Annotated in this window: 25 protein-coding genes and 1 pseudogene; 12 read left to right on the forward strand and 14 right to left on the reverse strand. The window is 68.1% G+C overall.

The window, feature by feature from the left end:
* Positions 1–3: 3 nt before the first annotated feature.
* On the reverse strand, positions 4–1,959 hold the full coding sequence (gene tkt, locus VGD28_RS11610; RefSeq protein WP_331028499.1) for a transketolase: 1,956 nt from the start codon (positions 1,957–1,959) through the stop codon (positions 4–6).
* 117 nt (positions 1,960–2,076) lie between these two features.
* Here tkt and VGD28_RS11615 point away from each other — a divergent pair, with 117 nt between their 5' ends.
* The 4 genes from VGD28_RS11615 to VGD28_RS11630 all read left to right on the forward strand — a co-directional run bounded on the left by VGD28_RS11615 (position 2,077) and on the right by VGD28_RS11630 (position 3,564).
* The gene (locus VGD28_RS11615) at positions 2,077–2,280 is read left to right on the forward strand and encodes a hypothetical protein (RefSeq protein WP_331028500.1); all 204 of its coding nucleotides are present in this window, start codon (positions 2,077–2,079) and stop codon (positions 2,278–2,280) included.
* A complete protein-coding gene (locus VGD28_RS11620) occupies positions 2,280–2,582 on the forward strand; it encodes a cell division protein ZapA (RefSeq protein WP_331028501.1) in 303 nt (100 codons plus the stop codon). The genes VGD28_RS11615 and VGD28_RS11620 overlap by 1 nt, the downstream gene beginning before the upstream one ends.
* Positions 2,583–2,782: 200 nt before the next feature.
* On the forward strand, positions 2,783–3,334 hold the full coding sequence (locus VGD28_RS11625) for a 5-formyltetrahydrofolate cyclo-ligase (RefSeq protein WP_331028502.1): 552 nt from the start codon (positions 2,783–2,785) through the stop codon (positions 3,332–3,334).
* Positions 3,331–3,564 (forward strand): DUF2842 domain-containing protein, encoded by a 234-nt coding sequence (locus tag VGD28_RS11630; protein WP_331028503.1) that lies wholly within the window; start codon positions 3,331–3,333, stop codon positions 3,562–3,564. The genes VGD28_RS11625 and VGD28_RS11630 overlap by 4 nt, the downstream gene beginning before the upstream one ends.
* Here VGD28_RS11630 and VGD28_RS11635 read toward each other — a convergent pair.
* Both VGD28_RS11635 and VGD28_RS11640 read right to left on the reverse strand, forming a co-directional pair.
* Positions 3,555–3,917 carry a PRC-barrel domain-containing protein gene (locus VGD28_RS11635; protein WP_331028504.1) on the reverse strand — a complete coding sequence of 121 codons (363 nt, stop codon included), beginning with the start codon at positions 3,915–3,917 and terminating at the stop codon, positions 3,555–3,557. The genes VGD28_RS11630 and VGD28_RS11635 overlap by 10 nt on opposite strands.
* Before the next feature lie 46 nt (positions 3,918–3,963).
* Complete coding sequence (locus VGD28_RS11640) at positions 3,964–4,767, reverse strand: helix-turn-helix transcriptional regulator (protein WP_331028505.1); 804 nt, start codon at positions 4,765–4,767, stop codon at positions 3,964–3,966.
* Between the two features lie 82 nt (positions 4,768–4,849).
* Between VGD28_RS11640 and VGD28_RS11645 the strand changes: the two genes are divergently transcribed.
* Entirely contained in the window at positions 4,850–6,718 is a 1,869-nt protein-coding gene (locus tag VGD28_RS11645; RefSeq protein WP_331028506.1) for a M1 family metallopeptidase, read from the forward strand.
* On the opposite strand, the gene VGD28_RS11650 is transcribed toward VGD28_RS11645, so the two are convergent.
* Positions 6,715–7,641 (reverse strand): LysR family transcriptional regulator, encoded by a 927-nt coding sequence (locus VGD28_RS11650; protein ID WP_331028507.1) that lies wholly within the window; start codon positions 7,639–7,641, stop codon positions 6,715–6,717. The two genes, VGD28_RS11645 and VGD28_RS11650, sit on opposite strands and share 4 nt — an antisense overlap.
* Before the next feature lie 101 nt (positions 7,642–7,742).
* Here VGD28_RS11650 and VGD28_RS11655 point away from each other — a divergent pair, with 101 nt between their 5' ends.
* Both VGD28_RS11655 and VGD28_RS11660 read left to right on the forward strand, forming a co-directional pair.
* Positions 7,743–8,483 (forward strand): 3-oxoacyl-ACP reductase family protein, encoded by a 741-nt coding sequence (locus VGD28_RS11655; protein WP_331028508.1) that lies wholly within the window; start codon positions 7,743–7,745, stop codon positions 8,481–8,483.
* Between the two features lie 27 nt (positions 8,484–8,510).
* The gene (locus VGD28_RS11660) at positions 8,511–9,110 is read left to right on the forward strand and encodes an NADPH-dependent F420 reductase (RefSeq protein ID WP_414714496.1); all 600 of its coding nucleotides are present in this window, start codon (positions 8,511–8,513) and stop codon (positions 9,108–9,110) included.
* Here VGD28_RS11660 and VGD28_RS11665 read toward each other — a convergent pair.
* Genes VGD28_RS11665 through VGD28_RS11685 form a run of 5 tightly spaced genes read right to left on the reverse strand, consistent with a single transcriptional unit; the run spans position 9,107 to position 13,799 of the window.
* Positions 9,107–10,630 (reverse strand): DUF4403 family protein, encoded by a 1,524-nt coding sequence (locus tag VGD28_RS11665; protein ID WP_331028510.1) that lies wholly within the window; start codon positions 10,628–10,630, stop codon positions 9,107–9,109. The two genes, VGD28_RS11660 and VGD28_RS11665, sit on opposite strands and share 4 nt — an antisense overlap.
* A 16-nt stretch (positions 10,631–10,646) precedes the next feature.
* Positions 10,647–10,976 (reverse strand): DUF423 domain-containing protein, encoded by a 330-nt coding sequence (locus VGD28_RS11670; RefSeq protein ID WP_331028511.1) that lies wholly within the window; start codon positions 10,974–10,976, stop codon positions 10,647–10,649.
* Positions 10,973–12,793, reverse strand: coding sequence for a cation:proton antiporter (locus tag VGD28_RS11675; protein WP_331028512.1), 1,821 nt, complete (start codon positions 12,791–12,793; stop codon positions 10,973–10,975). Before VGD28_RS11675 ends, VGD28_RS11670 begins: the two co-directional genes overlap by 4 nt.
* A complete protein-coding gene (locus tag VGD28_RS11680; RefSeq protein WP_331028513.1) occupies positions 12,793–13,227 on the reverse strand; it encodes an iron-sulfur cluster assembly scaffold protein in 435 nt (144 codons plus the stop codon). The genes VGD28_RS11675 and VGD28_RS11680 overlap by 1 nt, the downstream gene beginning before the upstream one ends.
* Positions 13,224–13,799 (reverse strand): CvpA family protein, encoded by a 576-nt coding sequence (locus tag VGD28_RS11685; protein ID WP_331028514.1) that lies wholly within the window; start codon positions 13,797–13,799, stop codon positions 13,224–13,226. The genes VGD28_RS11680 and VGD28_RS11685 overlap by 4 nt, the downstream gene beginning before the upstream one ends.
* Positions 13,800–13,932: 133 nt before the next feature.
* Here VGD28_RS11685 and VGD28_RS11690 point away from each other — a divergent pair, with 133 nt between their 5' ends.
* Positions 13,933–14,814, forward strand: coding sequence for a DMT family transporter (locus tag VGD28_RS11690; RefSeq protein ID WP_331028515.1), 882 nt, complete (start codon positions 13,933–13,935; stop codon positions 14,812–14,814).
* A 113-nt stretch (positions 14,815–14,927) separates the two neighbouring features.
* A complete protein-coding gene (locus VGD28_RS11695) occupies positions 14,928–15,248 on the forward strand; it encodes a multidrug efflux SMR transporter (protein ID WP_331028516.1) in 321 nt (106 codons plus the stop codon).
* A 130-nt stretch (positions 15,249–15,378) separates the two neighbouring features.
* On the opposite strand, the gene radA is transcribed toward VGD28_RS11695, so the two are convergent.
* On the reverse strand, positions 15,379–16,746 hold the full coding sequence (gene radA / locus VGD28_RS11700) for a DNA repair protein RadA (RefSeq protein ID WP_331028517.1): 1,368 nt from the start codon (positions 16,744–16,746) through the stop codon (positions 15,379–15,381).
* Positions 16,747–16,983: 237 nt separating this feature from the next.
* Complete coding sequence (locus VGD28_RS11705) at positions 16,984–17,682, reverse strand: YafY family protein (protein ID WP_331028518.1); 699 nt, start codon at positions 17,680–17,682, stop codon at positions 16,984–16,986.
* A 132-nt stretch (positions 17,683–17,814) separates the two neighbouring features.
* Here VGD28_RS11705 and VGD28_RS11710 point away from each other — a divergent pair, with 132 nt between their 5' ends.
* Positions 17,815–18,414, forward strand: a complete 600-nt coding sequence (locus VGD28_RS11710; RefSeq protein ID WP_331028519.1) for a glutathione S-transferase family protein — start codon at positions 17,815–17,817, stop codon at positions 18,412–18,414.
* A gap of 146 nt (positions 18,415–18,560) precedes the next feature.
* On the opposite strand, the gene VGD28_RS11715 is transcribed toward VGD28_RS11710, so the two are convergent.
* Complete coding sequence (locus VGD28_RS11715; RefSeq protein ID WP_331028520.1) at positions 18,561–19,256, reverse strand: glutathione S-transferase N-terminal domain-containing protein; 696 nt, start codon at positions 19,254–19,256, stop codon at positions 18,561–18,563.
* A gap of 109 nt (positions 19,257–19,365) precedes the next feature.
* Between VGD28_RS11715 and VGD28_RS11720 the strand changes: the two genes are divergently transcribed.
* Positions 19,366–20,514, forward strand: a complete 1,149-nt coding sequence (locus tag VGD28_RS11720; protein ID WP_331028521.1) for a glycosyltransferase family 1 protein — start codon at positions 19,366–19,368, stop codon at positions 20,512–20,514.
* Positions 20,515–20,647: 133 nt separating this feature from the next.
* Here the strand turns inward: VGD28_RS11720 and VGD28_RS11725 are convergent.
* Both VGD28_RS11725 and VGD28_RS11730 read right to left on the reverse strand, forming a co-directional pair.
* Positions 20,648–20,952 (reverse strand): annotated as a pseudogene (locus tag VGD28_RS11725) (DUF2218 domain-containing protein).
* Positions 20,953–21,513 (reverse strand): PadR family transcriptional regulator, encoded by a 561-nt coding sequence (locus tag VGD28_RS11730; RefSeq protein WP_331028522.1) that lies wholly within the window; start codon positions 21,511–21,513, stop codon positions 20,953–20,955.
* Between the two features lie 293 nt (positions 21,514–21,806).
* On the opposite strand from VGD28_RS11730, the gene VGD28_RS11735 reads away from it, so the two are divergent.
* Entirely contained in the window at positions 21,807–23,135 is a 1,329-nt protein-coding gene (locus VGD28_RS11735) for a replication-associated recombination protein A (RefSeq protein WP_331028523.1), read from the forward strand.
* Positions 23,136–23,440 lie beyond the last annotated feature (305 nt).

Consider the following 23,440-nt stretch of genomic DNA (forward strand, 5'->3'; position numbering starts at 1 on the left):
CTCCTAGGCCTTCAGTCGTTCGATAATCTGGGGAGCGATCGCCGCCGCGGTCAGCCCGAAATGTTCGTAGAGCTTGGCTCCGGGGCCCGACGCGCCGAACCGGTCGAGGCCGAAGCGCAGCCCGTGAATGCCCGTGTAACGCTCCCAGCCGATGGTCGTGCCCGCCTCGATCGAGACGCGCAGCACGTCGCGCGGCAGCACGTCGTCGTGATAGGCTTCGCCCTGCGCGTCGAAACGCGACCAGCAGGGCAGCGACACCACGTCGGCGCCGATCCCCTGTGCTTCCAGCTCGGCGCGCACCGCGACCGCGATCTCGACCTCGGAGCCGGTGGCGATGAGCACGACCTTGCGCTCGGCCTGCGCAGCCTGGAGGCGATAGCCACCCTTCGCCGCGCCACCCGAGCTCAGCTGCGGAAGGTTCTGGCGCGAGAGCGCGAGCAGCGACGGCCCATCTTTGCGCGCGACTGACGCGCTCCAGGCTTCCGCGGTCTCGACCACATCGCACGGGCGCCACACCTCGAGGTTGGGGATCAGGCGCAGCGACATGACATGCTCGACCGGCTGGTGGGTCGGGCCATCCTCGCCAAGGCCGATCGAGTCGTGCGTCATGACATAGACGACGCGGGCATTCTGCAGCGCCGAGAGGCGGATCGCCGGGCGCGCATAGTCGGAGAAGACGAGGAAGGTGCCGCCATAGGGCAGCACGCCGCCGTGCAGCGCCATGCCGTTCATCGCCGCGGCCATGCCGAACTCGCGGATGCCATAACGGACATAGCGGCCAGCACGGTTCTGCGCGGTGAAGTCCTGCAGCCCCTTGGTCAGCGTATTGTTCGAAGGCGTCAGATCGGCCGAGCCGCCGATCGTCTCGGGCAGCGCCGCGTTGATGACGTCGAGCGCCATCTGGCTGGCGGTGCGCGTCGCGACCTTCTTGGGATCGGCGAGCAGGCTTTCGATATAGCTATCGAGCGCGAAGCCATCGGGTAGGTCGCCTGCCATGCGGCGCGTGAACTCTTCACGATCCGAATGATTTGCGAGACGATCCTTCCATCCAGCGTGAGGCTCCGCAGCACGCTTGCCGGCGTCGAGCCAGGCGGCGCGGATGTCGTCGGGCACCACGAACGGCGCATGGCTCCAGCCCAGTTCGACGCGCGCCGCGGCGACTTCCTCGGCACCCAGCGCCGCGCCGTGCGTGGCCGAGGTACCCTGCTTGTTGGGCGCGCCCTTGCCGATGATCGTCTTGCAGCGGACCAGCGTGGGGCGCTCATCGGCGATCGCGGCGTCGAACGCCGCCTTGATGCTCGCCGGGTCATGGCCGTCGCACGCCACGACATGCCAGCCGGTCGCTTCGTAGCGTGCGGGAATGTCCTCGCTCGACGACAGCTCCACCTTGCCGTCGATGGTGATGTTGTTGTCGTCCCACAGCACGATCAGGCGGCCGAGCTTGAGATGCCCGGCAAGGCCGATCGCCTCGTGGTTGATGCCTTCCATCAGGCAACCGTCTCCCGCGACCACCCAGGTGCGATGATCGACCAGATCATCGCCGAAGCCGGCGTTGAGGTGCCGCTCGGCAATCGCCATGCCCACTGCCATGGCCAGGCCCTGGCCCAGCGGGCCGGTGGTGCATTCGACGCCCGGCAGTTCGAAATTCTCGGGGTGGCCGGCGCAAGGGCTGCCGACCTGGCGGAAGTTGGCAATGTCCTCGATCGTCGGGCGCGCATAGCCGGTGAGGTTGAGCAGCGCGTAGATCAGCATCGAGCCATGCCCCGCCGACAGCACGAAGCGGTCGCGATCGGCCCATTTCGGATCGGCCGGATCGTATTTGAGGTAATCGCTGAACAGCACGGTGGCGACGTCGGCCATGCCCATGGGCATGCCCGGGTGACCCGAATTGGCGGCCTCGATGGCATCCATCGCGAGCGCGCGGATGGCGTTGGCGCGATCACTGAACGAAACGGTCACGGCGAGTCCCCTGATGCCGGGCCCGCATCCCGCCTGACCCGGCGAATCGAATGTGGCGTGCCAATGGGGCGAGCGGGCGCGCGCGTCAACCGCGAGGGCTTGCGAGGCGGGTAAAGCGTGCCTATCCACGCCAACATGGTGGAGGCGGCATCCCCTGCGCTCGGGAGGATCGAGCGCGCGCTCGCGCGGATCGAGGCAGCAGCGGCAAAACGCGCGTTCGACGCGGACGCGCTCGCGCGCCGCCACGCCGCGCTACGTGAGAAAGTCGAGGACGCGATCGAAGCGCTCGACGCGCTGATCGAGAAGCAGGCGGCCGAGTAATGGGGCAGATCACCCTCACCGTCGCCGGACGCAGCCACACCATCGCCTGCCGCGATGGGGAGGAAGTGCATCTCGAGCGGCTCGAAGGCATCCTGAACAAGCACGCGGAGACCGCACTGCACGCCTCGGGCGGGCTTTCGGGCGAGCGGACGATGCTGTTCCTCGCGCTGATCCTGGCCGACCTGTACGACGAGGCCGAGCGCAATCCGCCCGGCGGCGTCTCCCCGGTGCTGCTCGACAATCTTGCCGACCGGCTCGAATCGGTTGCCGCAGCCCTTGAGGATCGCGCCGAAAATCCCTAAATCGGCTGACGGCGGGTTCTGCCCGGTACGAGCTTACGATCATCCCTGAGGCTATTCATCATCCACGGGGGCTGTCCCTGCCCAGGTCCAGGCCTGAAGCATATGGTCCCCACCTGACGTTTTGGGCGTCAGTGGATATCACAGCCAACGGCCCATGGTGGTCCCGCCACACGAGTTTCTGACGCATTCGGACTTCCGCGATGGACGATAAACCGACCCTTCGCGCCCGGATGCGCGCGCTGCGCGACGAGTTCGCGATGACGATCGGCGGAGTGATAGAGCCGCCCTCCGTCCTGCTCGCCCGCTTTGCGCCGGGCGTTACGGTCTCCAGCTATGTCCCGATCGGCAGCGAGGCCGACCCGACCGCGATCGCCTTTGCGGCGCGCGAACGCGGCTGCACGATCGTCCTTCCGCATGTGACCAGTCGCGAATCGCCGGTGCGCTTCTTCGAATGGCAGCCCGATCAGCCGCTGATCGACGGCCCGCTCGGCCTGCGCCAGCCGTCGGACGAGGCGCGCGAGGCCGATCCTGATATCGTATTGGCCCCGCTGCTCGCCTTTGACGCCGCGCTCAACCGGCTTGGGCAAGGCGCAGGTCACTATGACCGTGTGTTCGAGCGGCTGCCCGACGCGTGGCGGATCGGGATCGCCTGGTCGGTCCAGCGGGTCCAGGCGCTCGCCACCGATCCGTGGGACATGGCGCTCCATGGCGTGGTCACCGAGGCCGCAGCCTATGGCGAGGTGGTGGCATGACGCCAGCCCCTTCGTGGCGCAAGCCCGCCGGCGCTTTCGCGATCATCGCGCTGATCCTGATCTGGTGCGTCGGCGTCGCCAGCCTGTCCGCCAACGTCGGCCAATGGCCGGTGCTCGTCCAGCTGGCCTTCTACGTCTTCACCGGGATCGTCTGGATCCTGCCGCTGAAGCCGCTGCTGCGCTGGATGGAGACCGGCCGCTGGCGGTTGCCCCATAAGGATCAGATGTAAGGGAAGCCATAGTAGGTGTAGACCTGCTCCCGATACGCCTGATCATATTTCGGCTCCTCGCCCTCGGCGTCATAGCCCGGCGCGCCTTCGATCTGCTCCTTGGTCACATCGACCACATAGCCGCCTCTTTCAGGCTCATAGGTCAGCGCCTGCCACGGCAGCGGATAGTGGCGGTGGCCGATCCCGAACAGGCCACCGAACGCCAGCACGGCATATTCCGCCTGACCCGAGACCTTGTCGACCATGAAGCGCTCGACCGTGCCCAGCCGGTCGCCGTTGCGGTTGTACACTGCGGTTCCCTCGACCCGGTCCGACGCGATCATCGGATGCGGGCTGTCGATCGTATCGTTCATCGCACTTCTCCTTCACGAAGAAGAACGCATGAGCGGCGCGGAAGTGTCAGCGCCCCAGCGCGGCCCGCGTCGCGGCGTCGGCGGGATAGAAGGCCTCGATCGCTAGCTCCGACAGCGTCACGTCCTGCGGCGTGCCGAACACCGTGGTGGTCGAGAGGAACGACAAGTCGCCTGCTTCGGTACGCAGCTTGAGCGGCACGACGGGGCTTGCGGTCACCGCGGGCGGCTGGCGGCGCGGTTCGAGAGAGGGCATCGCCTCCAGCTCGGCGAGCAGCGTCTCGATCGCCGCATCGCCGGTCGCCTTCGCTTCGTGCCGCAGCCGCGACAGGATATGCGCCCGCCACTCGCCATAATTGACGATACGCGGCCCCAGCCCCTCGCGGTGCAGGCTGAGCTTGAGCACGTTGCACGGCCGCGCCAGCAGCCACGGCGCCACGCCGACGAGCAACGGCCCGACCGCATCGTTGTGCGCGACGAGGTTCCAGCCGCGATCGACCACCAGCGCCGGAAACGGCTCGTGCCCCTTGAGGATCAGCATCATCGCCGCGCGCACATCGGCCAGCGCCTCGTCCTCCAGCGCATGTTCGGCGAAATGCGGGGCATGCCCTGCGCCGAGCAACAGCCGGTTGCGCTCGCGCAGCGGCAGCTCGAGGCTCTCGGCGAGCAGCAATACCATGTCGCGCCCCGGCCGCGAGCGCCCGCTCTCGACGAAGCTCAGATGCCGCTGCGAGATGCCCGCCTCCATCGCGAGGTCAAGCTGGCTGAGGCGCCGCCGCGCGCGCCAGTGGCGAAGCTGCTCCCCCACCGGCTGGATGGATTGCTGGGCGGCGTGCTGGATGACGTGCTGCATGGCGCGAGCCTATCGCCGCCATCCGCGCGGCGCCACCCTGCACGGTTGCGAACGATACCAACCCGGCCTAGCAACACAGCCCATGCGTAACCTTGCCCTCGCAGCCCTGCTGCTCGCCACCGCCACCTCCCCCGCTTTTGCGCAGAAGGTCGCGCCGATCCTGACCACGCCGGAGGCGAAGGACGTCCTCACCAACGCCCGCCCCGCCGAAGCGCGGGTGACGCATGTCGACCTCGACCTCGACGTCGATTTCGACAGCAGGACGATCGGCGGCACCGCGACGCTCGACGTGCTGGCGGCAAAGGGTGCGAAGGAGATCGTGCTCGACGCAGTCGATCTCAAGATTACGTCGATCACCGACGGGAAGGGCGGCACGCTGCCCTATGCGATCGGTCCGAACGGCAGCGCGCTGACCATTCAACTCAATGGCGCGAAGAAGATCCGGATCGACTATCGCTCCGGCCCCAACGCAAGCGCATTGCAATGGCTCACCCCCGAGCAGACGCTGGGCAAGGCCAAGCCGTTCCTGTTCAGTCAGGGACAGGCGATCAACAACCGCAGCTGGATCCCGACTCAGGACAGCCCCGGCATCCGCCAGACCTGGCGCGCAACGGTGCGCGTGCCCGAGGGGCTGGTCGCGGCGATGAGCGCCCGCGCCGAGACCCCCGCCGGGACCCCGGTGGCGGGCGGCAAGCGCGCCTTCCGCTTTGTGATGGACAATCCAGTCCCGCCCTACCTCATCGCGATCGCGGTGGGCGACCTCAAGTTCAAGGCGATCGGCCCACGCTCGGGCGTGTGGTCGGAGCCAGGCATGCTCGACGCCGCGGTCGCCGAGTTCGGCGATGTCGAGAAGATGATCGACGCCGCGCAGGCCCTTTACGGCCCCTATCGCTGGGGCCGCTACGACATGCTCGTCCTCCCGCCCTCCTTCCCCTATGGCGGGATGGAGAACCCGAACCTTACCTTCCTCACCCCCACGCTGCTCACCGGCGACCGCTCGAACACCGACGTGGTCGCGCACGAGCTGGCGCACAGCTGGTCGGGCAACCTCGTCACCAACGCGACCTGGGCGGACAGCTGGCTCAACGAGGGCTTCACCACCTATTTCGAGAACCGCATCATGGAGGCGCTCTATGGCAAGGAGCGCGCGTCGATCTACTCCGACCTCGACTATGCCGGGATGGTCCGCGACGTGAAGAATGCCGGTGGCGACATGGCCAAGAGCACGCGGCTGCACGGCGACCCCGGCGACAGCGCCGGGCAGCTGGATTACTTAAAGGGCAGCACCTTCCTGCGCACGATCGAGTTCACCGTCGGCCGGGCGAAGTGGGATGCCTATCTCAAGGGCTATTTCGACCGTCACGCCTTCCAGCCGCAGACCAGCGCGGGCTTCCTCGCCGACCTGCGCAAGCATCTGATCAAGGGCGAAACCAAAGAAGGCCGCGCGCTCGAGGCCAAGCTCCAGCTCGATCGCTGGGTGTTCGAGCCGGGCATTCCGTCCAACGCGGTGCATGTGAAGTCGGAGACGCTGGCGCAGGTCGATGCGATGCTGGCGGCGTTCAACGCGGGCGGCCCGGCCTCTGCGATCAAGACCGACGGCTGGCAGACCCAGCAGTGGAAGCGGCTGCTCGACAATCTGCCCCGCCAGCAGAGCGCCGCGCGTCTCAAGGAGCTCGACGACGCGCTGGGCCTGACCCGGTCGACCAACGCCTATATCCAGTCCGCCTGGTTCGACCTCGCCATCGCCAACCGCTACGATCCGATCGTACCGGCGCTTGAGGAATATCTGACGCGCGTCGGCCGCAACCTGCTGGTGACCCCGCTCTACCGCGGACTCAAGGCGCAGGGCAACTGGGGCATGCCGATCGCACAGCCCATCTTCGAGAAAGCGAAGCCGGGCTACCACCCGGTGACGGTCATGGCGGTGTCGCGGATACTCGAGGGGAGCTAACCCACGCTCCCGGCGAGCCGTTCGGGCAGGCGTTGCGTGCGGAACGCCGCCGCAACGTGATCGACGAAGGCGCGGGTGCGCGCCGGGAGCAGGGCGCGGCCCGAATAATAGATCGATATCGCCCCCGCATCCGCCCACCAGCGGGGGCAGAGCCGCACCAGCTCGCCGCGCTCCAGATAGGGTAGCACGTCCGGCACCGCGGCCAGCGTCACGCCCATGCCCAGCACCGCGGCCTGCACCATCGCGCCTGGATCGTTGAACACCACGCTCTCGCGCGGCGCGGCGAGCATCTCCGCCCCGCTCGCATCACGCATCGCCCAGTGCCGCACCCGCCCGGTGCGCGCCGGGCGCATCAGGATTCCGTCCATCTCGCTGAGGCCAGAGGGATCGCACGGCAAGTCCCGCCCGGCCAGATAGCCGGGCGCGGCTACCGCGACGATATGCGCCGGCGCCAGCGTGCGCGCGACCAGCCCTGGCGCGAGATCGAACCCGCCGCCGATCGCCGCATCCAGGCCCTCCCCCACCAGATCGGCCGCGCGGTTCTCGAACACCCATTCCGCGCGCACACGGGGATAGCGCGCGAGGAAGGCGGGCAGCATCGGCAGGATATATGCCGCGCCGAAGGCTGGGGAGAGCGAAAGGCGCAACACGCCAGCAGGTTCCGCATCCTCCCCCGCCGCCTCGATCGCCGCCTGCAGTCCTTCGAGATTGCCGCGCACCCCGGCCAGGAACCGCTCCCCTGCCTCAGTCAGCGACAATCGCCGCGTGCTCCGCTGGAACAGCCGCACGCCAAGGTTGCGCTCGAGCATCGCGACATTGCGGCTCACCGCCGCCGGGCTGAGGCCCAGCCGCCGCGCCGCCGCGGAGAAGCTGCCGCCATCGGCGCTGCGCACGAAGCTTTCGAGATTGGCGAGCGTTTCCATCTTCAATCCTTCTTTGAAGATGATGACAGCAATTACCGACTAATCAAAATGGAATAAGCAGGCGATATCCGGTGCGTCACCCACGCAAAGGAACCGACCCCATGAAGACCCTCACCGGAAAGACCGCCCTCGTCACCGGCGGCTCGCGCTCGATCGGCGCGGCCATCGCCCGCCGCCTGGCAGCGGACGGCGCCAATGTCGCGCTCACCTATTCCGCTTCACCCGAAAGGGCCGACGAAGTCGTCGCGCAGATCGAGGCTGCAGGCGGCAAGGCGATCGCGATCCGCGCCGACGCCGGCGATCCCGCCGCGGTCCGCGCTGCCGTCGCGAAAACCGTCGAGACGTTCGGCGGCATCGACATCCTCGTCAACAATGCCGGGCTTGGCCTTGGCGGGCCGATCGAGGAGCTGTCAATGGACAGCTATGAGCGGATGATCGCGGTCAACGTCACCGGCGTGTTCGTCGCGACGCAGGAGGCCGTGCGCCACATGAAGCCGGGGGGACGGATCGTCCATATCGGCAGTTCGATGACTCGCTACGCCGCTTTCCCCACCGCCTCGCTCTACACGCTGACCAAGGGTGCGATCACCGGCTTCAACCGCAGCCTGGTGCGCGATCTGGGACCGAAGGGGATCACGGTGAACACCGTCCATCCCGGCCCGACCGATACCGACATGAACCCCGCCGACGGCCCGGTCGCGGCGATCATCGGTCCCGGCATCGCGGTCGGCCGCTATGGCGAACCGGCCGAGATCGCCAGCGTCGTCGCCTTCCTCGCCGGCCCCGACGCCGCCTTCGTCACCGGCGCAGACATCGTGGTCGATGGCGGGCTTACCGCCTGAACTTCAAGCTCGGTTTCAAGGAGAAGCATCATGTCCATCGGAATCATCGGCGCCGGATCGATCGGCGCGGCGCTCGCCACCATCCTCAGCCGCGCGATGATCCCCGCGGTGATCGCCAACAGCCGCGGACCGGAAAGCCTCAGGGCGCTGACCGACGAGCTCGGCCCGGTGCTGACCGCCGGGACGGTCGAGCAGGCCGCCGAACAGGATATCGTCGTCGTCGCGGTGCCCTGGTCGAAGATCCCGGCCGCGCTCGCCAGCCTCGACTTCGGCGGCAAGGTCGTGGTCGATGCCAACAACCCGATCGAAGCGCCGCTGTTCGAGCCCGCCGATCTCGGCGGTCGCGTGTCGAGCGCGGTGTTCGCGGACCTCGTCCCCGGCGCGCGCGTGGTGAAGGCGTTCAACCACCTGCCCCCGCCGGTGCTGCGCGCCGATCCGCAGGCGGATGGAGGCCGGCGCGTGCTGTTCTTTTCGGGCGACGATGCCGGGGCGAAGGCACACGTCGCGCGGCTGATCGAGCGGCTCGGCTTTTTCGGGATCGACCTCGGCGATCTCGCCACCGGCGGGCGGCTGGTCCAGTTCCCCGGCGGCCCGCTCCCGGCGCTCAACCTGGTGAAGCTGGGTTAGCTCCCGCCCTTCGCCGCTTCCAGCGCCTTCGCCCGCTCCCGTGCCGCTCGCTTGGCCCGCCGTTCGGCGACCAGCACTGCCGCGCGGCGCGGATTGTGGGTCATCGCCGCGGTCGCCGTGGCATCCGCCTCGACCAGAAACCCTTCGGGCGCGAGGCGGACGTTGCGGATATGCGCCTCACCCATATCGCCCTTGAACACGAAGCCTTCGAACGGCTGCTCCGCCAGCCAGGCATCGGCCTTCGCCAGCCCGTCGTCATAGTCCCTGGTGAAGTCGTAGCGCACCGCAGCCATCATCCGGTCGCGCAGCCTGGTCTGGTTGACCGCCTGAAGTAGCAGGTTGAACGCCTTGCTGTCGGTGTCCCCCGCTACGACGAGGTCGCGGATGCCGACGACACGCTTCTCGATATCGATCACCGGCTTTGCCACGAACCAGACGGTCCCCTTGGTCGTCACCGTCCCGGTCCTGAGCGTCATGTCCACGCCTACCGCCACCTGGTTCTGCGGCGTGCCGTAGATGGTGACGCGATGATAGTCCGCGCTCGCCTTGAGCCCGCCCTTGAGCTCCACCGCGCGAAACTCCGGCTTCTGCAGCTCCTGCAGTGCCGCGCGCTCGAGCAGGTCATAGAGCACCAGCACCGGCACATGCACGTTGATCCCGCGCCCCGGCAGGTGCCCCATCAGATTGGGCAGCGGCGTCACCGGCGGATCGGCGGGGCGCTCGCCCAGCACCGTCTCGGTCCTGGCCTGCGCGGCGAAACCGACGACAAGGTTGCCCCCCTGCACCGAATAGCCCGAGAAGCCGACGCGCTCCGGCGTGAAGCGCGCCCAGATCTGCGGATCGGTCTTGACCCGCACCGAGGTGAAGCCCTTGGCCCAGATGCGCTGGACCTGCGCGCGCGCCTGCACGCTGTCGAGGTGGCGGGGCAGCGTGCGCTCAAGCCCCGACAGGATCTGGCGCAGCTTGGGATCGACCTTGGACGCGAAGGTGATCCGCCGCCCGAGGAAATCGATCCCGATCTTGTTGGTCCAGCTGTAGTCCGCATCGACCTTGGCGTGGGGCCGCCAGTCACGGCTCAACCCCAGCGTCACCCGCGCGGTGACGTTCATCGCCCCGGTCGCGGTCTCGCGCTTGATGATCTTGCCGATATTCTCGGCACGCACCACCGCATTGATCGGCATCGACAGCCGCAGGACGTTGCCCGATCCGGTCAGCCGGATATGCCCGCGGCGCACGGTGCCGACCAGCCGGCAGCTGATGTCGGGCAGCAGCTTGCTCTTGGTCTTGATGCAGGCCTGTTGCGGCTCGTCGATCCGCTCGAGCACCTGCGGCACCTCGTCGTTGATCGCCCTTTCCAGCTCGGCGATCGGGATCGCCACGGGAATGCGGATCGTCGAAGCCTGCTCCTTGAGGACCAGCGGCTCCTTGAGGCGCGGCGGTGCAGGGTTCGAGGCCTGATCGGTGCACGCCGCCAGCGGCGTCAGCGATATGATGGCAATCCCGGTCAGCCCCCGCTGCATCCTGCCCCCTACATCGTCAGCGCGCCGCGCTCCATGCGAGCCATAACCACCCGATAATCAACGCGGTTCCGCCGATCGGGGTGATCGCGCCCAGCCAGCGCGGCCCGCCCAGCGCCATTGCGTAGAGCGTCACCGCGAAGAGCGCGCCGCCCGCGACGAACAACCAGCCCGGCCCCTTCGCCCCCATCTGCGCCGCGACCAGCGCCGCGACCGCGTGGATCAGCTGATACTGCCCGCCGGTCTTGAGCCATTCCTGCGCCTCGCCGCTCGCGCCATGCGCCCCGAATGCGCCTGCCCCCACCGCGATGGCGCCCGAGAGCGCCGCAAGGATCACCAGCCAGCTCATCCGCAATCCGTGTCCGACGAAGCTTTGGGCTCGAGCGGCTCGGGCTTCTCGCGTCCCGCCGAGAAACGCAGCTCTGGGTTGCTGATGATCGTCTCGCGCGCGGCGCGGATATCGCCCGCCTCATATTGGAGGCGCAGCCGCTCGCGGTCGCGGCGGCGGTAGAGATCCTCGGTGCGGTCGATCTCCTGCGCATCGACGCCCACCGCGTCCATCGCGCGCCGCGCCATAACGATCGCCGATTCGAGCACTTCGCGCACCACCCCCGCAGCCGATCCGCCCTTGAGCTTGAGCAGCGCGCGCCGGTCATAGGCGCGCACGAAGATCGACGCCTCCGGGAAGGCTTCGTGCACCGCCTCGACCAGCTCGGCGCTCACCTGATCGCCGTCGAGGCAGAACAGGATCAGCTCGGCCTCGCCCGCCCCCGCCTGGCGCAGCAGGTCGAGCCGCGTGCCGTCGCCATAATAGACCTTGGCGCCAAACTGCCCGGCGATGTCGATCATCTCGATATCGGTGTCGATCAGCGTCACCGCGATCCCCTGCGCGTTGAGCATCTGCCCGACGGTCTGGCCGAACCGGCCATAGCCGATGATGATCGCGTTCGATCCGTCCGCCACCGGCCCCTCGCGCTCCCCCTGCGGCGCGGTTTCCTCGGCACGGAAGCGTCGGGTGAACATCATCAGGAACGGCGTGGTTGCCATCGATAGCGTGACGACCGCGCTGAACACGCTCACCGCCTCCGGCGCGATCAACTGCGCACCCTGCGCCTGCGCGAACAGCACGAAGGCGAACTCGCCGCCCTGGCTGAGCAGCAGGCCCAGCGCCAGCGCCTGCCGCCAGCCCATGCGGAAGGCGAGGCCGAGGCCGGTGATCACCACCGCCTTGGTCGCGATCAGCGCCAGCGCCATCGCCAGCACAAAGAACGGCCGCTCGGCGATCGCCGTCAGGTCGAGCAGCATGCCGACCGACAGGAAGAACAGCCCGAGCAGGATCGAGCGGAACGGCTCGATATCTGCCTCCAGCTCGTGCCGGTACGGGCTGTCGGCGAGCATCACGCCCGCGACGAACGCGCCGAGTGCGGTCGATAGGCCCAGCGACTGCATCAGCGCCGCGCTCGCGACCACGGTGAACAGCCCCGCGAACACGAACAGCTCGCGCTCGCCCCAATTGCCGATCAGCCGGAAGAGCGGCCGCAGGACGTAGCGCCCCGCGAGCACCAGGCCGGTGATCGCGACCACGGTGTAAAGACCCAGCAGCCACCCCGGCGGCCCGCCAGCGTCGGCGGGATTGCGGCTCATCACCGCGATGATCGTGATCAGCGGGACGATCGACAGGTCCTGGAACAGCAGGATCGAGAAGGCGCGCTCGCCGAACGGGGTGCGCATCCGTCCGGCCGATTGCAGCATCGGCAGCACCTGCGCGGTCGAGGACAGCGCGAGCGGCAGCCCCAGCGCCAGCGCCGCGGCGGGCGAGAAGCCCGCGCCGAACGCGACGACCGCGCTGATCGCGATGCCGCACAGCACCACCTGAAGCAGGCCGAAGCCGAAAATGTCGTTCTTCATCCGCCACAGCCGCGCGGGGCTGAGCTCGAGCCCGACCAGGAACAGCAGCAGCGCGATGCCGAACTCGGCAATCACCATCTTCGATTGCGCGTCGCCGACCAGGTCGAGCAACTGCGGCCCCACCAGCGCGCCCGCGACGAGATAGCCCAGCGTCGCGCCCAGCCCCATGCGGCGGAAGATCAGCACGAACACCAGCGCGAAGCCGAACAGCGGCGCATATTCGGCGATATAGTTGTGGGCGGTGGCGCCGTGCTCCATCAGACGCGCACCTTCGCGGCGAGGCGCGCGGCCTCGGCCACCGCCTCGAACCCGAGCCGGATCGACGGGTGGCGCGCGCTGTGCGGCAGCGCCGGGGTGAAGATCTCGAGCCCCGGCCATTCGGGCGGCGCACCCCGTTCCCCGGCGAGCCAGGCGGTGAGCGCGTCGCGGGCGGTTTCCAGCTCCTCCAGCGTGCGGCCGACGGCATGGGCGCCCATCAGCGATGCCGATGCCTGTCCGAGCGCGCAGGCATGGACCACCATCCCGATCGCTGCGACACGCCCGTCCGCGTCCAGATCGACGTCGACCGTCACCCGGCTGCCGCAGACCGGCGAGCGCTTCTCGACGCTCGCCATCGGATCGGCGAGCCGCGCCTGGAAGGGGATCGAGGCTGCGAGCCGCAGGATCTGCGTATTGTAGAGCGGCGCGTTCATTCGCCCGATGTATCCCGCGCGGTCGCGTTCGCAAGGCTCGCATTGCCTTCTTCCGCGGCGAACACCGGCTCGCCGCGGCGGCGCTTGTCGACGAACTCGGCGATGCTCGCGCTCGTCGCGTTGAGCAGCGGGTAGGTACGCGACTGGGTCATCCAATCCGGCCGCTCGGAGGGCCCGCCGCCCACCGTGTCCACCGCCAGCGTGACGAGCAGGAAGCCCAGGCTCACCAGGATCAGGCCCTTGACCGCGCCGAAGCCGAAGCCCAGCGCGCGATCGACCGGTCCCAGCAGGCCGCTGCGCGTGCGCGATCCGATCGCGTTGGCGACCAGCCGTCCGCCGAAAAAGGTGATCCCGGCGATCAGCGCGAAGGCCAGCACCGCCGCCCCCTGCACCGTCCCCACCGCCCCGGCCAGCGCGGCGGAAAGCGGGGTGTGCAGGAATTTCAGCGCCACCACCACCAGCAGCCACGCCATCAGCGACAGCACTTCGGTGACGAAGCCGCGCATCACGCCCAGCACCGCCGCCCCGCCGACGGAGATCAGCACGATGATATCGATCGCGGTCAGTCCCATGAGTCCCCCGTTGTCACCGGCTCCTCATACCGGGCGGACGGGGCTTGTCGAAGCCTCGTTTTGCTTTAGGGCGCCAAGGCGTGCCGCCCCTCCCCGCGCGGCGCTCGACCGGTCCTCGCGGGGGAGTTTCGCCATGCACACCAATCACACGCTTCGCGGCATCGCGCTCTTCATGGCGGGGCTGATGCTGTTCGCGTGCATGGACACGACGATCAAATATCTCGCCGCATCCTATCCCGTGCCGTTGATCGCGGCGGTCCGCTATGCCGTGAACCTCGTTCTCATGACCGCGCTGCTCGCGCCGTTCCACGGGCGGGAGATGGCGCGGACCCGGCGCACCGGCCTCGTCATCTTGCGCGCCTGCACCCTCGCGCTCGGCACGCTCGCCGCGGGCTTCGCGCTGCAGCGCATGCCCGTCGCCGAGACGATGTCGATCATCTTCGTCGCGCCGATCCTGGTGATCCTGGCCTCCGGCCCGCTGCTCGGCGAGCGGGTCAGCACCAGCGGCTATCTCGCCGCGGCGACAGGGTTCGCCGGCATCCTGCTGATCGCGCGCCCGGGCAGTGGACTCGACGCGACGGGCATCTTCTGGGCGCTGGTGGCGATGACGACCACGACCGCCTACCAGCTCCTGTCGCGCGTGCTCACCGCCAGCGAGAGCACCATCGCCCTGCTCTTCTACTCCGCACTGGTCGGGACGATCGTCTATGGCATCGCCGCGCCGTGGTTCATGGGCGGGCCGCAACCAAGCCTGTTCGAGACGCTGCTGCTGATCAGCACCGGCGTCTATGGCGGGTTCGGCCATTTCCTGTTCACCGCCGCCTATCGCCACGCCCCCGCGTCGATCCTCGCCCCCGCCAACTATGCGCAGCTGCTCTGGGCCGGGCTGCTTGGCTGGCTGGTGTTCGGCCATGTCCCGGACGAATGGGGCCTCACCGGCATGGCAGTGATCGCCGGATCGGGCGTGTTCGCCGCGCTCGGCACGCGCCGCCCGCCGGTCAAGCGATCGGTGTAGCGTCTTGACCCCGATGCCGGCCGGTCCTACCTGACCGCCCGAAGGCCACGTCCTTCCCTGCGTTGCAGGCATCAAGTCCGGGACGGCCCGGCAGCCCTCAAAAGGAAGCTGCCATGCCCTGGATCTATCTCACCGTTGCCGGCCTGCTCGAAATCGCCTGGGCGTTTCTGATGAAGCAGTCCGATGGCTTCACCAAGCTCGGCCCGTCGATCGCCACGCTCGCCACCATGGCCGCCAGCTTCGCCCTGCTGTCGCTGGCAATGAAGTCGCTCCCGCTCGGCACCGCCTACACCATCTGGACCGGCATCGGCGCGGTCGGCGCGTTCGTCGTCGGCATCGCGGTGCTCGGCGAACAGGCGACGCCGATGCGCATCCTCGCGGCGGTGCTGATCGTCGGCGGGCTGGTGCTGATGAAGCTGTCGTCGCAGGGGTGAGGGAGAGACCTCAGTGAAAGATTGGTTCACGCGAAGGCGCGGAGGCGCGAAGAGGTGGTTCTGCCGCTTTAGGGGCGCTTCGCGCCGAATAGGACCTCTTCGCGCCTCCGCGCCTTCGCGTGAACCAAAATCACCGTCCCAGCATATGCTCGACGAACCCGCCCAGGCTCTTGAACCCGGTCAGCGCGACCGTCCCCTCCTTGCCCTGCGCGGCGGGGGCGAGCGCGCGGGTGAAGCCGAGCTTGCCCGCCTCCTTGAGCCGCAGCGCACCATGCGCGACCGGGCGCACCTCGCCCGACAGCGCGATCTCGCCGAACGCCACCGCGTCGGCCGCGACCGGGCGCTCCGACAGCGCGGAGACGAGCGCCGCCGCGACCGCAAGGTCCGCCGCCGGATCCTGCACGCGATAGCCGCCGGCGATGTTGAGATAGACCTCGCTGGTCGAGAAGCTGAGGCCACAGCGCGCCTCCAGCACCGCGAGGATCATCGCGAGCCGCCCGCTGTCCCAGCCGACCACCGCGCGCCGCGGCGTCGCGCCGCTCGCCAGCCGCACCACCAGCGCCTGGATCTCCACCAGCACCGGCCGCGTGCCCTCCAGCGCCGGGAACACCACCGTCCCGGTCACGCTCTCGTCGCGGCTAGTGAGGAACAGCGAGGAGGGGTTGCCGACCTCGGTCAGTCCCTCCGTCTGCATCGAAAACACGCCGATCTCGTCGGTGCCGCCAAACCGGTTCTTCACCGCGCGCAGAATGCGATACTGGTGGCTGCGCTCGCCCTCGAACGCCAGCACGGTATCGACCATATGCTCCAGCACGCGCGGTCCGGCGAGGCTGCCGTCCTTGGTGACGTGCCCCACCAGCACCACCGCCGTCCCGCGCTCCTTGGCGAAGCGGATCAGCTCCTGCGCCGATGCGCGCACCTGGCTCACCGTGCCCGGCGCGCCCTCGATCAGGTCGCTGTGCATCGTCTGGATCGAATCGATGATCAGCAGCCGCGGCGCCGCCGCGCCGCCCAGCGTCGTCAGGATATCGCGCACCGATGTCGCCGCGGCGAGCTGCACCGGCGCGTTGCCGAGGCCCAGCCGCCGCGCGCGCAGCCGCACCTGATCAGCGGCTTCCTCGCCCGAAACATACGCAACGCCAAGGCCTTGCAACGCCATCTTCGCAGCGGCCTGTAGCAACAGCGTCGACTTGCCGATCCCCGGATCGCCGCCTATCAGCGTCGCGCTCGCCTCCACGAACCCGCCGCCCAGCGCGCGGTCGAGCTCGGCGATGCCGGTCGGCATCCGCTCGGGCAGCGGCACGTCGGCATCGAGGCCGGAGAGCGAGATCATCCGCCCGCCGCCCTGCAGGTTATGCTTGGCCTGGAACGGCGTCACCACCGCGCCGGCCTCCTCGACCAGCGTGTTCCAGTCCCCGCAATCGCCGCATTGCCCCGCCCATTTGGACGCGACCGATCCGCATTGCTGACAGACGTAGCGCTTCTGAAGCTTGGCCATGAATCCCGCTTAGCAGCAGTGGAACGATTCAGGAACAGGCATTCGTTGCAGAATGTCTCACCGCCTCTTCCCCGTCATTCCCGCGAAGGCGGGAATCCATTCATCCTGCCGTCGAGGCTCGATCCGCATCGTCACGGCGAATGGATCCCCGCCTTCGGCCTTTGGCCGAAGTTTATCCTGAGCGCCTGCCTTGCAGGCAGTCGAAGGGCGGGGATGACGGAAGTGTGGGCGGGACCGCTACCTCGCCTCCCGATATTTCGCTTCCTGCATCTTGATCCAACGGCTTTTCAGCGCGCCCGGCCGGTCCGGATAGCGTTCCTCGCGGAACTCCGCACCCTCGATCCGGTCGATGCGGAAGCTGCGGAAATCCTGCCGCAGCTCGCACCAGGCGAACACCATCCGCACCGCGTCGCGATAGCCGATCAGGAACGGCCAGATGGTGCGCTGCGACCGCCGTCCTTCCCCGTCGCCATAGGCCAGGTCGAGCTTCAGCCCGCGCCGGCACCACAAGCGCAACTGCGTCATGTCGACCGGCTCGGCCTGCTCCTCCCAGCGCGGCGGGGTCGCGACCACCGGCTCGAGGATCAGCGCACGCAGATTCTCGGGCACCGTCGCGGCAAGCTTGGCGAGCAGATCCTCGGCCGCGCGCGCCAGCACCCGGTCGCCCTGCGCCTTCACCCATTGCGCACCCAGCACCGCAGCCTCGACTTCGTCGGTGGTCAGCATCAGCGGCGGCAGATCGAACCCGCTGTCGAGCACATAGCCGATCCCCGCCTCGCCGCGGATCGGCACGCGCTGCGCCATCAAGGTCGCAATATCGCGATAGATGGTGCGCTTCGACGTCTCCAGCTCCTCGGCGATCGCATCGGCGGTCACCGGGCGGCTGTGCCGCCGCAGCAGCTGGATGATCTGAAAGAGGCGATCGGCGCGGCGCATGGGTCGATTCCCGTTCGATTGGACGGCGACAGTCCTACTGCCATACTGCTGACATCATGCTGGCAGCAGCATGGCAGTAGCAGGTTTCGACGCCGGCGACACCCGCCGGGCGGAAGAGGAAAGGACGCCGCTATGCTCATCTTCTATCACTCGCCCCAAACCCGCTCCGGCCGCACCATGTGGCTGATGGAGGAGAGCGGTCTCCCGTACGAGACGCGCTATGTCACGATCGAGCATGTGGACGGCCGCGGCGGCCTCGATTCCGCCAACGTCCATCCGGACGGCAAGGTGCCGGCGATCGTCCATGACGGCGTGGTGATCTCCGAAAGCTACGCCATCGCCGTCTACGTCAGCGATCTCGCCGCGGAATCCGGTCTCGGCGCCCCGATCGGCTCGGCAGAGCGCGGCCCCTTCCTCGCCTGGCTAATGTGGCTGGCGACCGAGATGGAGCCGGTGATCTTCTCGCGCCTTTATGGCGGCGGTGGCGGCGATCCGCGCGCGGAGCGCAACTACGGCCAGGTGATCCGCCGCCTCGAAACCGCGCTCGCCAACGGCCCCTATCTGATGGGCGATCGCTTCACCGCGGTCGACGTCATGGCCGGATCGACGATCGCCTGGGCGCGCCACGCCTTTCCCGAAAGCGCGGCGATCGACGCCTGGCTCGCACGGATCGCCAACCGCCCGGCGCACCAGCGCGCCTGCGAGAATGATATGGAGCTGGTTACCGCGTGAGGCGCGCTTAATCCTCCCCCGCCAGGGGGAGGTGTCAGCCGCAGGCTGACGGAGGGGGAGGATGCGGGCGCTCGATAGCATGCCGCCGTCCTCCCCTCCCACGCGCTTCGCGTGCCACCTCCCCCTGGCGGGGGAGGACTTCAGGATCACCCCTTCGCCGTCACCAACAGTCCGCGCTGCACCGCCGGGCGCGCCAGCCCGCGCTCGAGCCACGCCGCGATATTGCCGAAATCGTCGAACCCGACCAGATCGCGTGCCTCGTAGAAGCCGATCAGGTTGCGCACCCAGCCGAGCGAGGCGATGTCGGCGATCGAATAATCACCCATGGTCCACTCGCGATCTTCAAGCCGCCCGTCCAGAACACCGAGCAAGCGCCTGGATTCGTTGACGTATCGCTGCAACGGACGCTTGTCCTCATACTCGCGTCCGGCGAATTTGTGGAAGAAGCCGACCTGCCCGAACATCGGCCCGATGCCGCCCATCTGCCACATCAGCCACGCGATCGTCTCATAGCGCTGCGCAGGATCGAGGAACTTGCCGGTCTTCTCGGCCAGGTAGATCAGGATCGCCCCGCTCTCGAACAGCGCCAGCGGCTTGCCGTCCGGCCCGTCCGGATCGATCAGCGCCGGGATCTTGCCATTGGGGTTGAGGCTCAGGAACTCGGGCGTCTTCTGGTCGTCGGCCGCGATGTCGATCAGATGCGCCTCGTACGGCAGCCCGGTCTCCTCCAGCATGATCCCGGCCTTCACCCCGTTGGGCGTGTTGAGCGAATAGAGCTGGATGCGGTCGGGATGCTGCGCCGGCCAGCGCTTCGTGATCGGGAATTGCGAGAGATCAGACATGCGTGGAGCCTCCGTTGTGTATTTCGGCACCGGCCGCCATCCAGCGAAGCTGGATCGAGCAACTTCCGGGACATAGTAACGCCGCAATCGCCGCGCTATGGGCGCAGCGATGAAAGCTTCCGACCTTCGCGTCGCGCTGTTCAGCGGCAACTACAACTATGTCCGCGACGGCGCGAACCAGGCGCTGAACAAGCTCGTCCGCCACCTGCTCGATGCGGGCGTGAAGGTGCGCGTCTATTCCCCCACGGTCGCGCATCCGGCGTTCGAGCCGGAGGGCGATCTGGTCAGCGTCCCCGCCTTCGCGATGCCCGGCGGGCGCGGCGAGTATAAGGTCGCGCTGGGCCTGCCCAAGGCGCCCCGCGCCGATCTGGAAGCGTTCAACCCCAATCTCGTCCATGTCTCGGCGCCCGAATTCCTCGGCCATGCCGCGGTCGCCTGGGCGCGCGACAACGGCATCGCCAACGTCGCCTCGCTCCACACGCGGTTCGAGACCTATCCGCGCTATTACGGCATCGGCTTCCTCGAGCCGTGGCTGATCCGCCGCCTGACGCGCTTCTACAACAAGTTCGATCGCGTGCTGGTGCCCGGCGACTCGATCGCCGAGCTGATCCGGGGCTGGGGCGTGCACAGCCCGATCAGCATCTGGTCCCGCGGCGTGGATCACGCCCGCTTCAACCCGCAGCGCCGCGACGATGCCTGGCGCCGCGATCTCGGCATACCCGACGACGTGCCTGCGATCGGCTTCCTCGGCCGGCTCGTGCTCGAAAAGGGCCTCGACATCTTCGCCGAGGTCGCACGCGAGCTGAAGCGCCGCGAGGTGCCACACCGCATCCTCGTCATCGGCGAAGGCCCGGCGCGCGACTGGTTCGCAAGCCAGGTGCCCGACGCGATCTTCACCGGCTTCCAGTCGGGCGACGATCTCGGCCGCGCGGTCGCCGGGATGGACGTGTTCTTCAACCCCTCGGTCACCGAGACCTTCGGCAACGTCACCGCCGAAGCGATGGCCTGCCGCGTGCCCGTGGTCGCCGCACGCGCGACCGGCGCGCTCGATCTGGTGGACGAAGGCGCCACCGGCTTCCTGGTGCCGCCTCGCGACGTCAACGCCTATGCCGACGCGATCGAACGGCTCGCCCGCGACGCAGCGATGCGCCGCAGCTTCGGCGACGCGGGCCACGCCAAGATGCAGGCCTATGTCTGGGACCGCATCAACCAAGCGGTGCTCGACGCCTATCTCGAAGTGATGGCGGCGCGCGGCTAATTAATCCTCCCCCGCCAGGGGGAGGTGTCAGCCTTGGCTGACGGAGGGGGCGGATGCCAGAACGATTGTTGGGAGTCCTCCCCCTCCGTCGCGCTGCGCGCGCCACCTCCCCCTGGCGGGGGAGGATTCAGCGTCACCCCCACTCGTACGCCAGCGGCGCCTCACGGAACGCGAACCGGTCGACATGCCGCTCGACCGCCCTTCGAGCTGCCCATCGGCGCTGGCGTCCACCCGGATCGCGAGGCCATCCGGCTTCGCATCCAGCGTGACCAGCCCGTCGCCGGGCCAGTCCGCACCGCGCGCATCCTTGGGAAACACGATCGTGCCATGATCGGCCGTGAACTCGACCTTGAGGTTGTGTTCCCAATGCTTGCACAGCTGCTGGAGATAGCGGCTGGCCTTCTCGGTCTTGGCAAATCCGTTCGCGCTTACGCTCATTTACAGCCTCTCGATCTTGCGCGCCGCCTCGTCGATCAGGTCGGCGACCGCATGTAGGGTCTCCTGGCTCACCTCGCCATCGCCCAGCCGGTGCTGGAGCACCTGGCGCAGATTGCCCATCGCGCGCCGCACCGGGCTGCCATGGCTGCGCGAGCGCATCGTGCCGATCGCGGCCAGCCGCTCCATCAGCGCCTCGACCTCCTCCTCGCGCTCGGTCAGATGCGCCTGGCCGGCGGTGGTGATCGCGAACACCTTCTTGGCGTCGTCGCTCGCCTGCTCGGCGATCAACTCCATGTCGGCGAGCATGGTCAGCGTCGGATAGACCACGCCCGGGCTGGGCGCATAGGCGCCGCCGGTGCGCTCCTCGATCTCGCGGATCAGGTCGTAGCCGTGGCGCGGAGCCTCCTCGATCAGCTTGAGCAGCACCAGCCGCAGCTCGTCGCCCTGGAACATGCGCCGCCGCCCGCGGCCGCCACCCATGCCGTCGGCGCGCACGTCCCATTCCACGGTGAATGGCCCCCATTGGCGCCGCCCGCGCGGACCGAACCCGCCGAATTCCATGCCCCCGCGCGGCCCGCAGCCGCGATGATGTCCTCGAAACATACCTATACCTTTCATATCCGAATCGTGATGCGTCTAAGATATATCTTGATCTGGCCCGCACAAGCCCCCTTCTGATAAAGATCCTCCCCCGCCAGGGGGAGGTGACGCCGAAGGCGACGGAGGGGGAGGACGGCGGCGCGCTTCAAATGTCCGGATGGCATCGCATCCGTCTCCACCATCAGGCTGCGCCTGCCACCTCCTCCTGGCGGGGGAGGATTGAGGCCACACCGTCCCGCGCCTATCTACTCTCAATGGCCGACCTGTTCGGCGGTCTCGAAGCCGCCACCGCCCCTGACGACACCGCCCCTGCCGGCCCGCTCGCCGATCGCCTGCGTCCCCAGCGGCTGGAGGACGTCGTCGGCCAGGACCACCTGACCGGCCCGGAGGGCGCGATCGGCCGCATGGTCGCGGCGGGCAAGCTGTCGTCGATCATCCTCTGGGGTCCGCCCGGCACCGGCAAGACCACCATCGCGCGCCTGCTCGCCGACGCCGTCGGCCTGCGCTTCGTCGCGATCAGCGCGGTGTTCTCGGGCGTCGCCGATCTCAAGAAGGTGTTCGCCGAGGCGAAGGAGCATGCCCGGCTCGGCAAGCGCACCTTGCTGTTCGTGGACGAGATCCACCGCTTCAACCGCTCGCAGCAGGACGGCTTCCTCCCCTTCGTCGAGGACGGCACCGTCACGCTGGTCGGCGCGACCACCGAGAACCCGAGCTTCGAGCTCAACGCCGCGCTGCTCAGCCGCGCGCAGGTGCTCATCCTGCGCCGCCTCGACCACGCCGCGCTCACCCAGTTGCTCGACCGCGCCGAGGCCGTCGAGCAACGCCCCCTCCCCCTCACCTCTGAGGCCCGCGACGCGCTGGTCGCCAGCGCCGACGGCGACGGCCGCTTCCTGCTCAACCAGGCCGAGACCTTATTCTCGGTCCAGTTCGACGAACCGCTCGATCCCTCAGCGCTCGGCGATTTCCTCCAGCGCCGCGTCGCGGTCTATGACAAGGACCGCGAGGGGCACTACAACCTCATCTCCGCGCTCCACAAATCGATCCGCGGCAGCGACCCGCAGGCCGCGCTCTACTATCTCGCGCGCATGCTGACGGCGGGCGAGGAGCCGCTTTACGTGCTGCGCCGTCTCACCCGTGCCGCGGTCGAGGATATCGGCCTCGCCGACCCCAATGCCCTCACCCAATGCATCGCCGCTAAGGACACCTACGAATTCCTCGGCTCGCCCGAGGGCGAGCTCGCGATCGCGCAAGCCTGCCTCTACCTCGCCACCGCCCCCAAATCGAACGCCGCCTATACGGCGCAGAAGGCGGCATGGCGCTCGGCGAAGGAGACCGGCTCGCTTATGCCGCCGCAGAACATCCTCAATGCGCCCACCAGGCTGATGAAGGAGATCGGCTACGGCAAGGGCTACACCTACGACCACGACGCCGAGGGCGGCTTCTCGGGCGACAATTACTGGCCCGAGGAGATGGCGCCGCAGACCTTCTACGCCCCCACCGACCGCGGCCTGGAAAAGCGCATCGCCGAGCGCATGGCGTGGTGGGACGAGCGGCGGCGGGAGCTGAAGGGCGACCCCGGTTAAGCACGCTCACTTCCTTCTTCATCCGTCATGCTGAACTTGTTTCAGCATCCAACCTTCCACCAGCGGCGCAGTCGCTGCGGAGACATGGATCCTGAAACAAGCCCGCGCTGAGCCAGTCGAAGCGTCAGGATGACGGAGTGGCGAGGCGCGATGGCATCAGTCCTCCCTTGCTCTTCCAATGTTGGATTTCATCTGCTCTCATCGACGGATGACCGGATCATCCCAGACCGCCTCGCAGTTGCTTGACACCCCGCGCGTGAAAACACGCCGTTTTCGTCAACTTTGTCAGGCAGGAGTGTTAACTT

Source organism: Sphingomonas sp., assembly GCF_036402235.1.
Taxonomy (GTDB): Bacteria; Pseudomonadota; Alphaproteobacteria; order Sphingomonadales; family Sphingomonadaceae; genus Sphingomonas.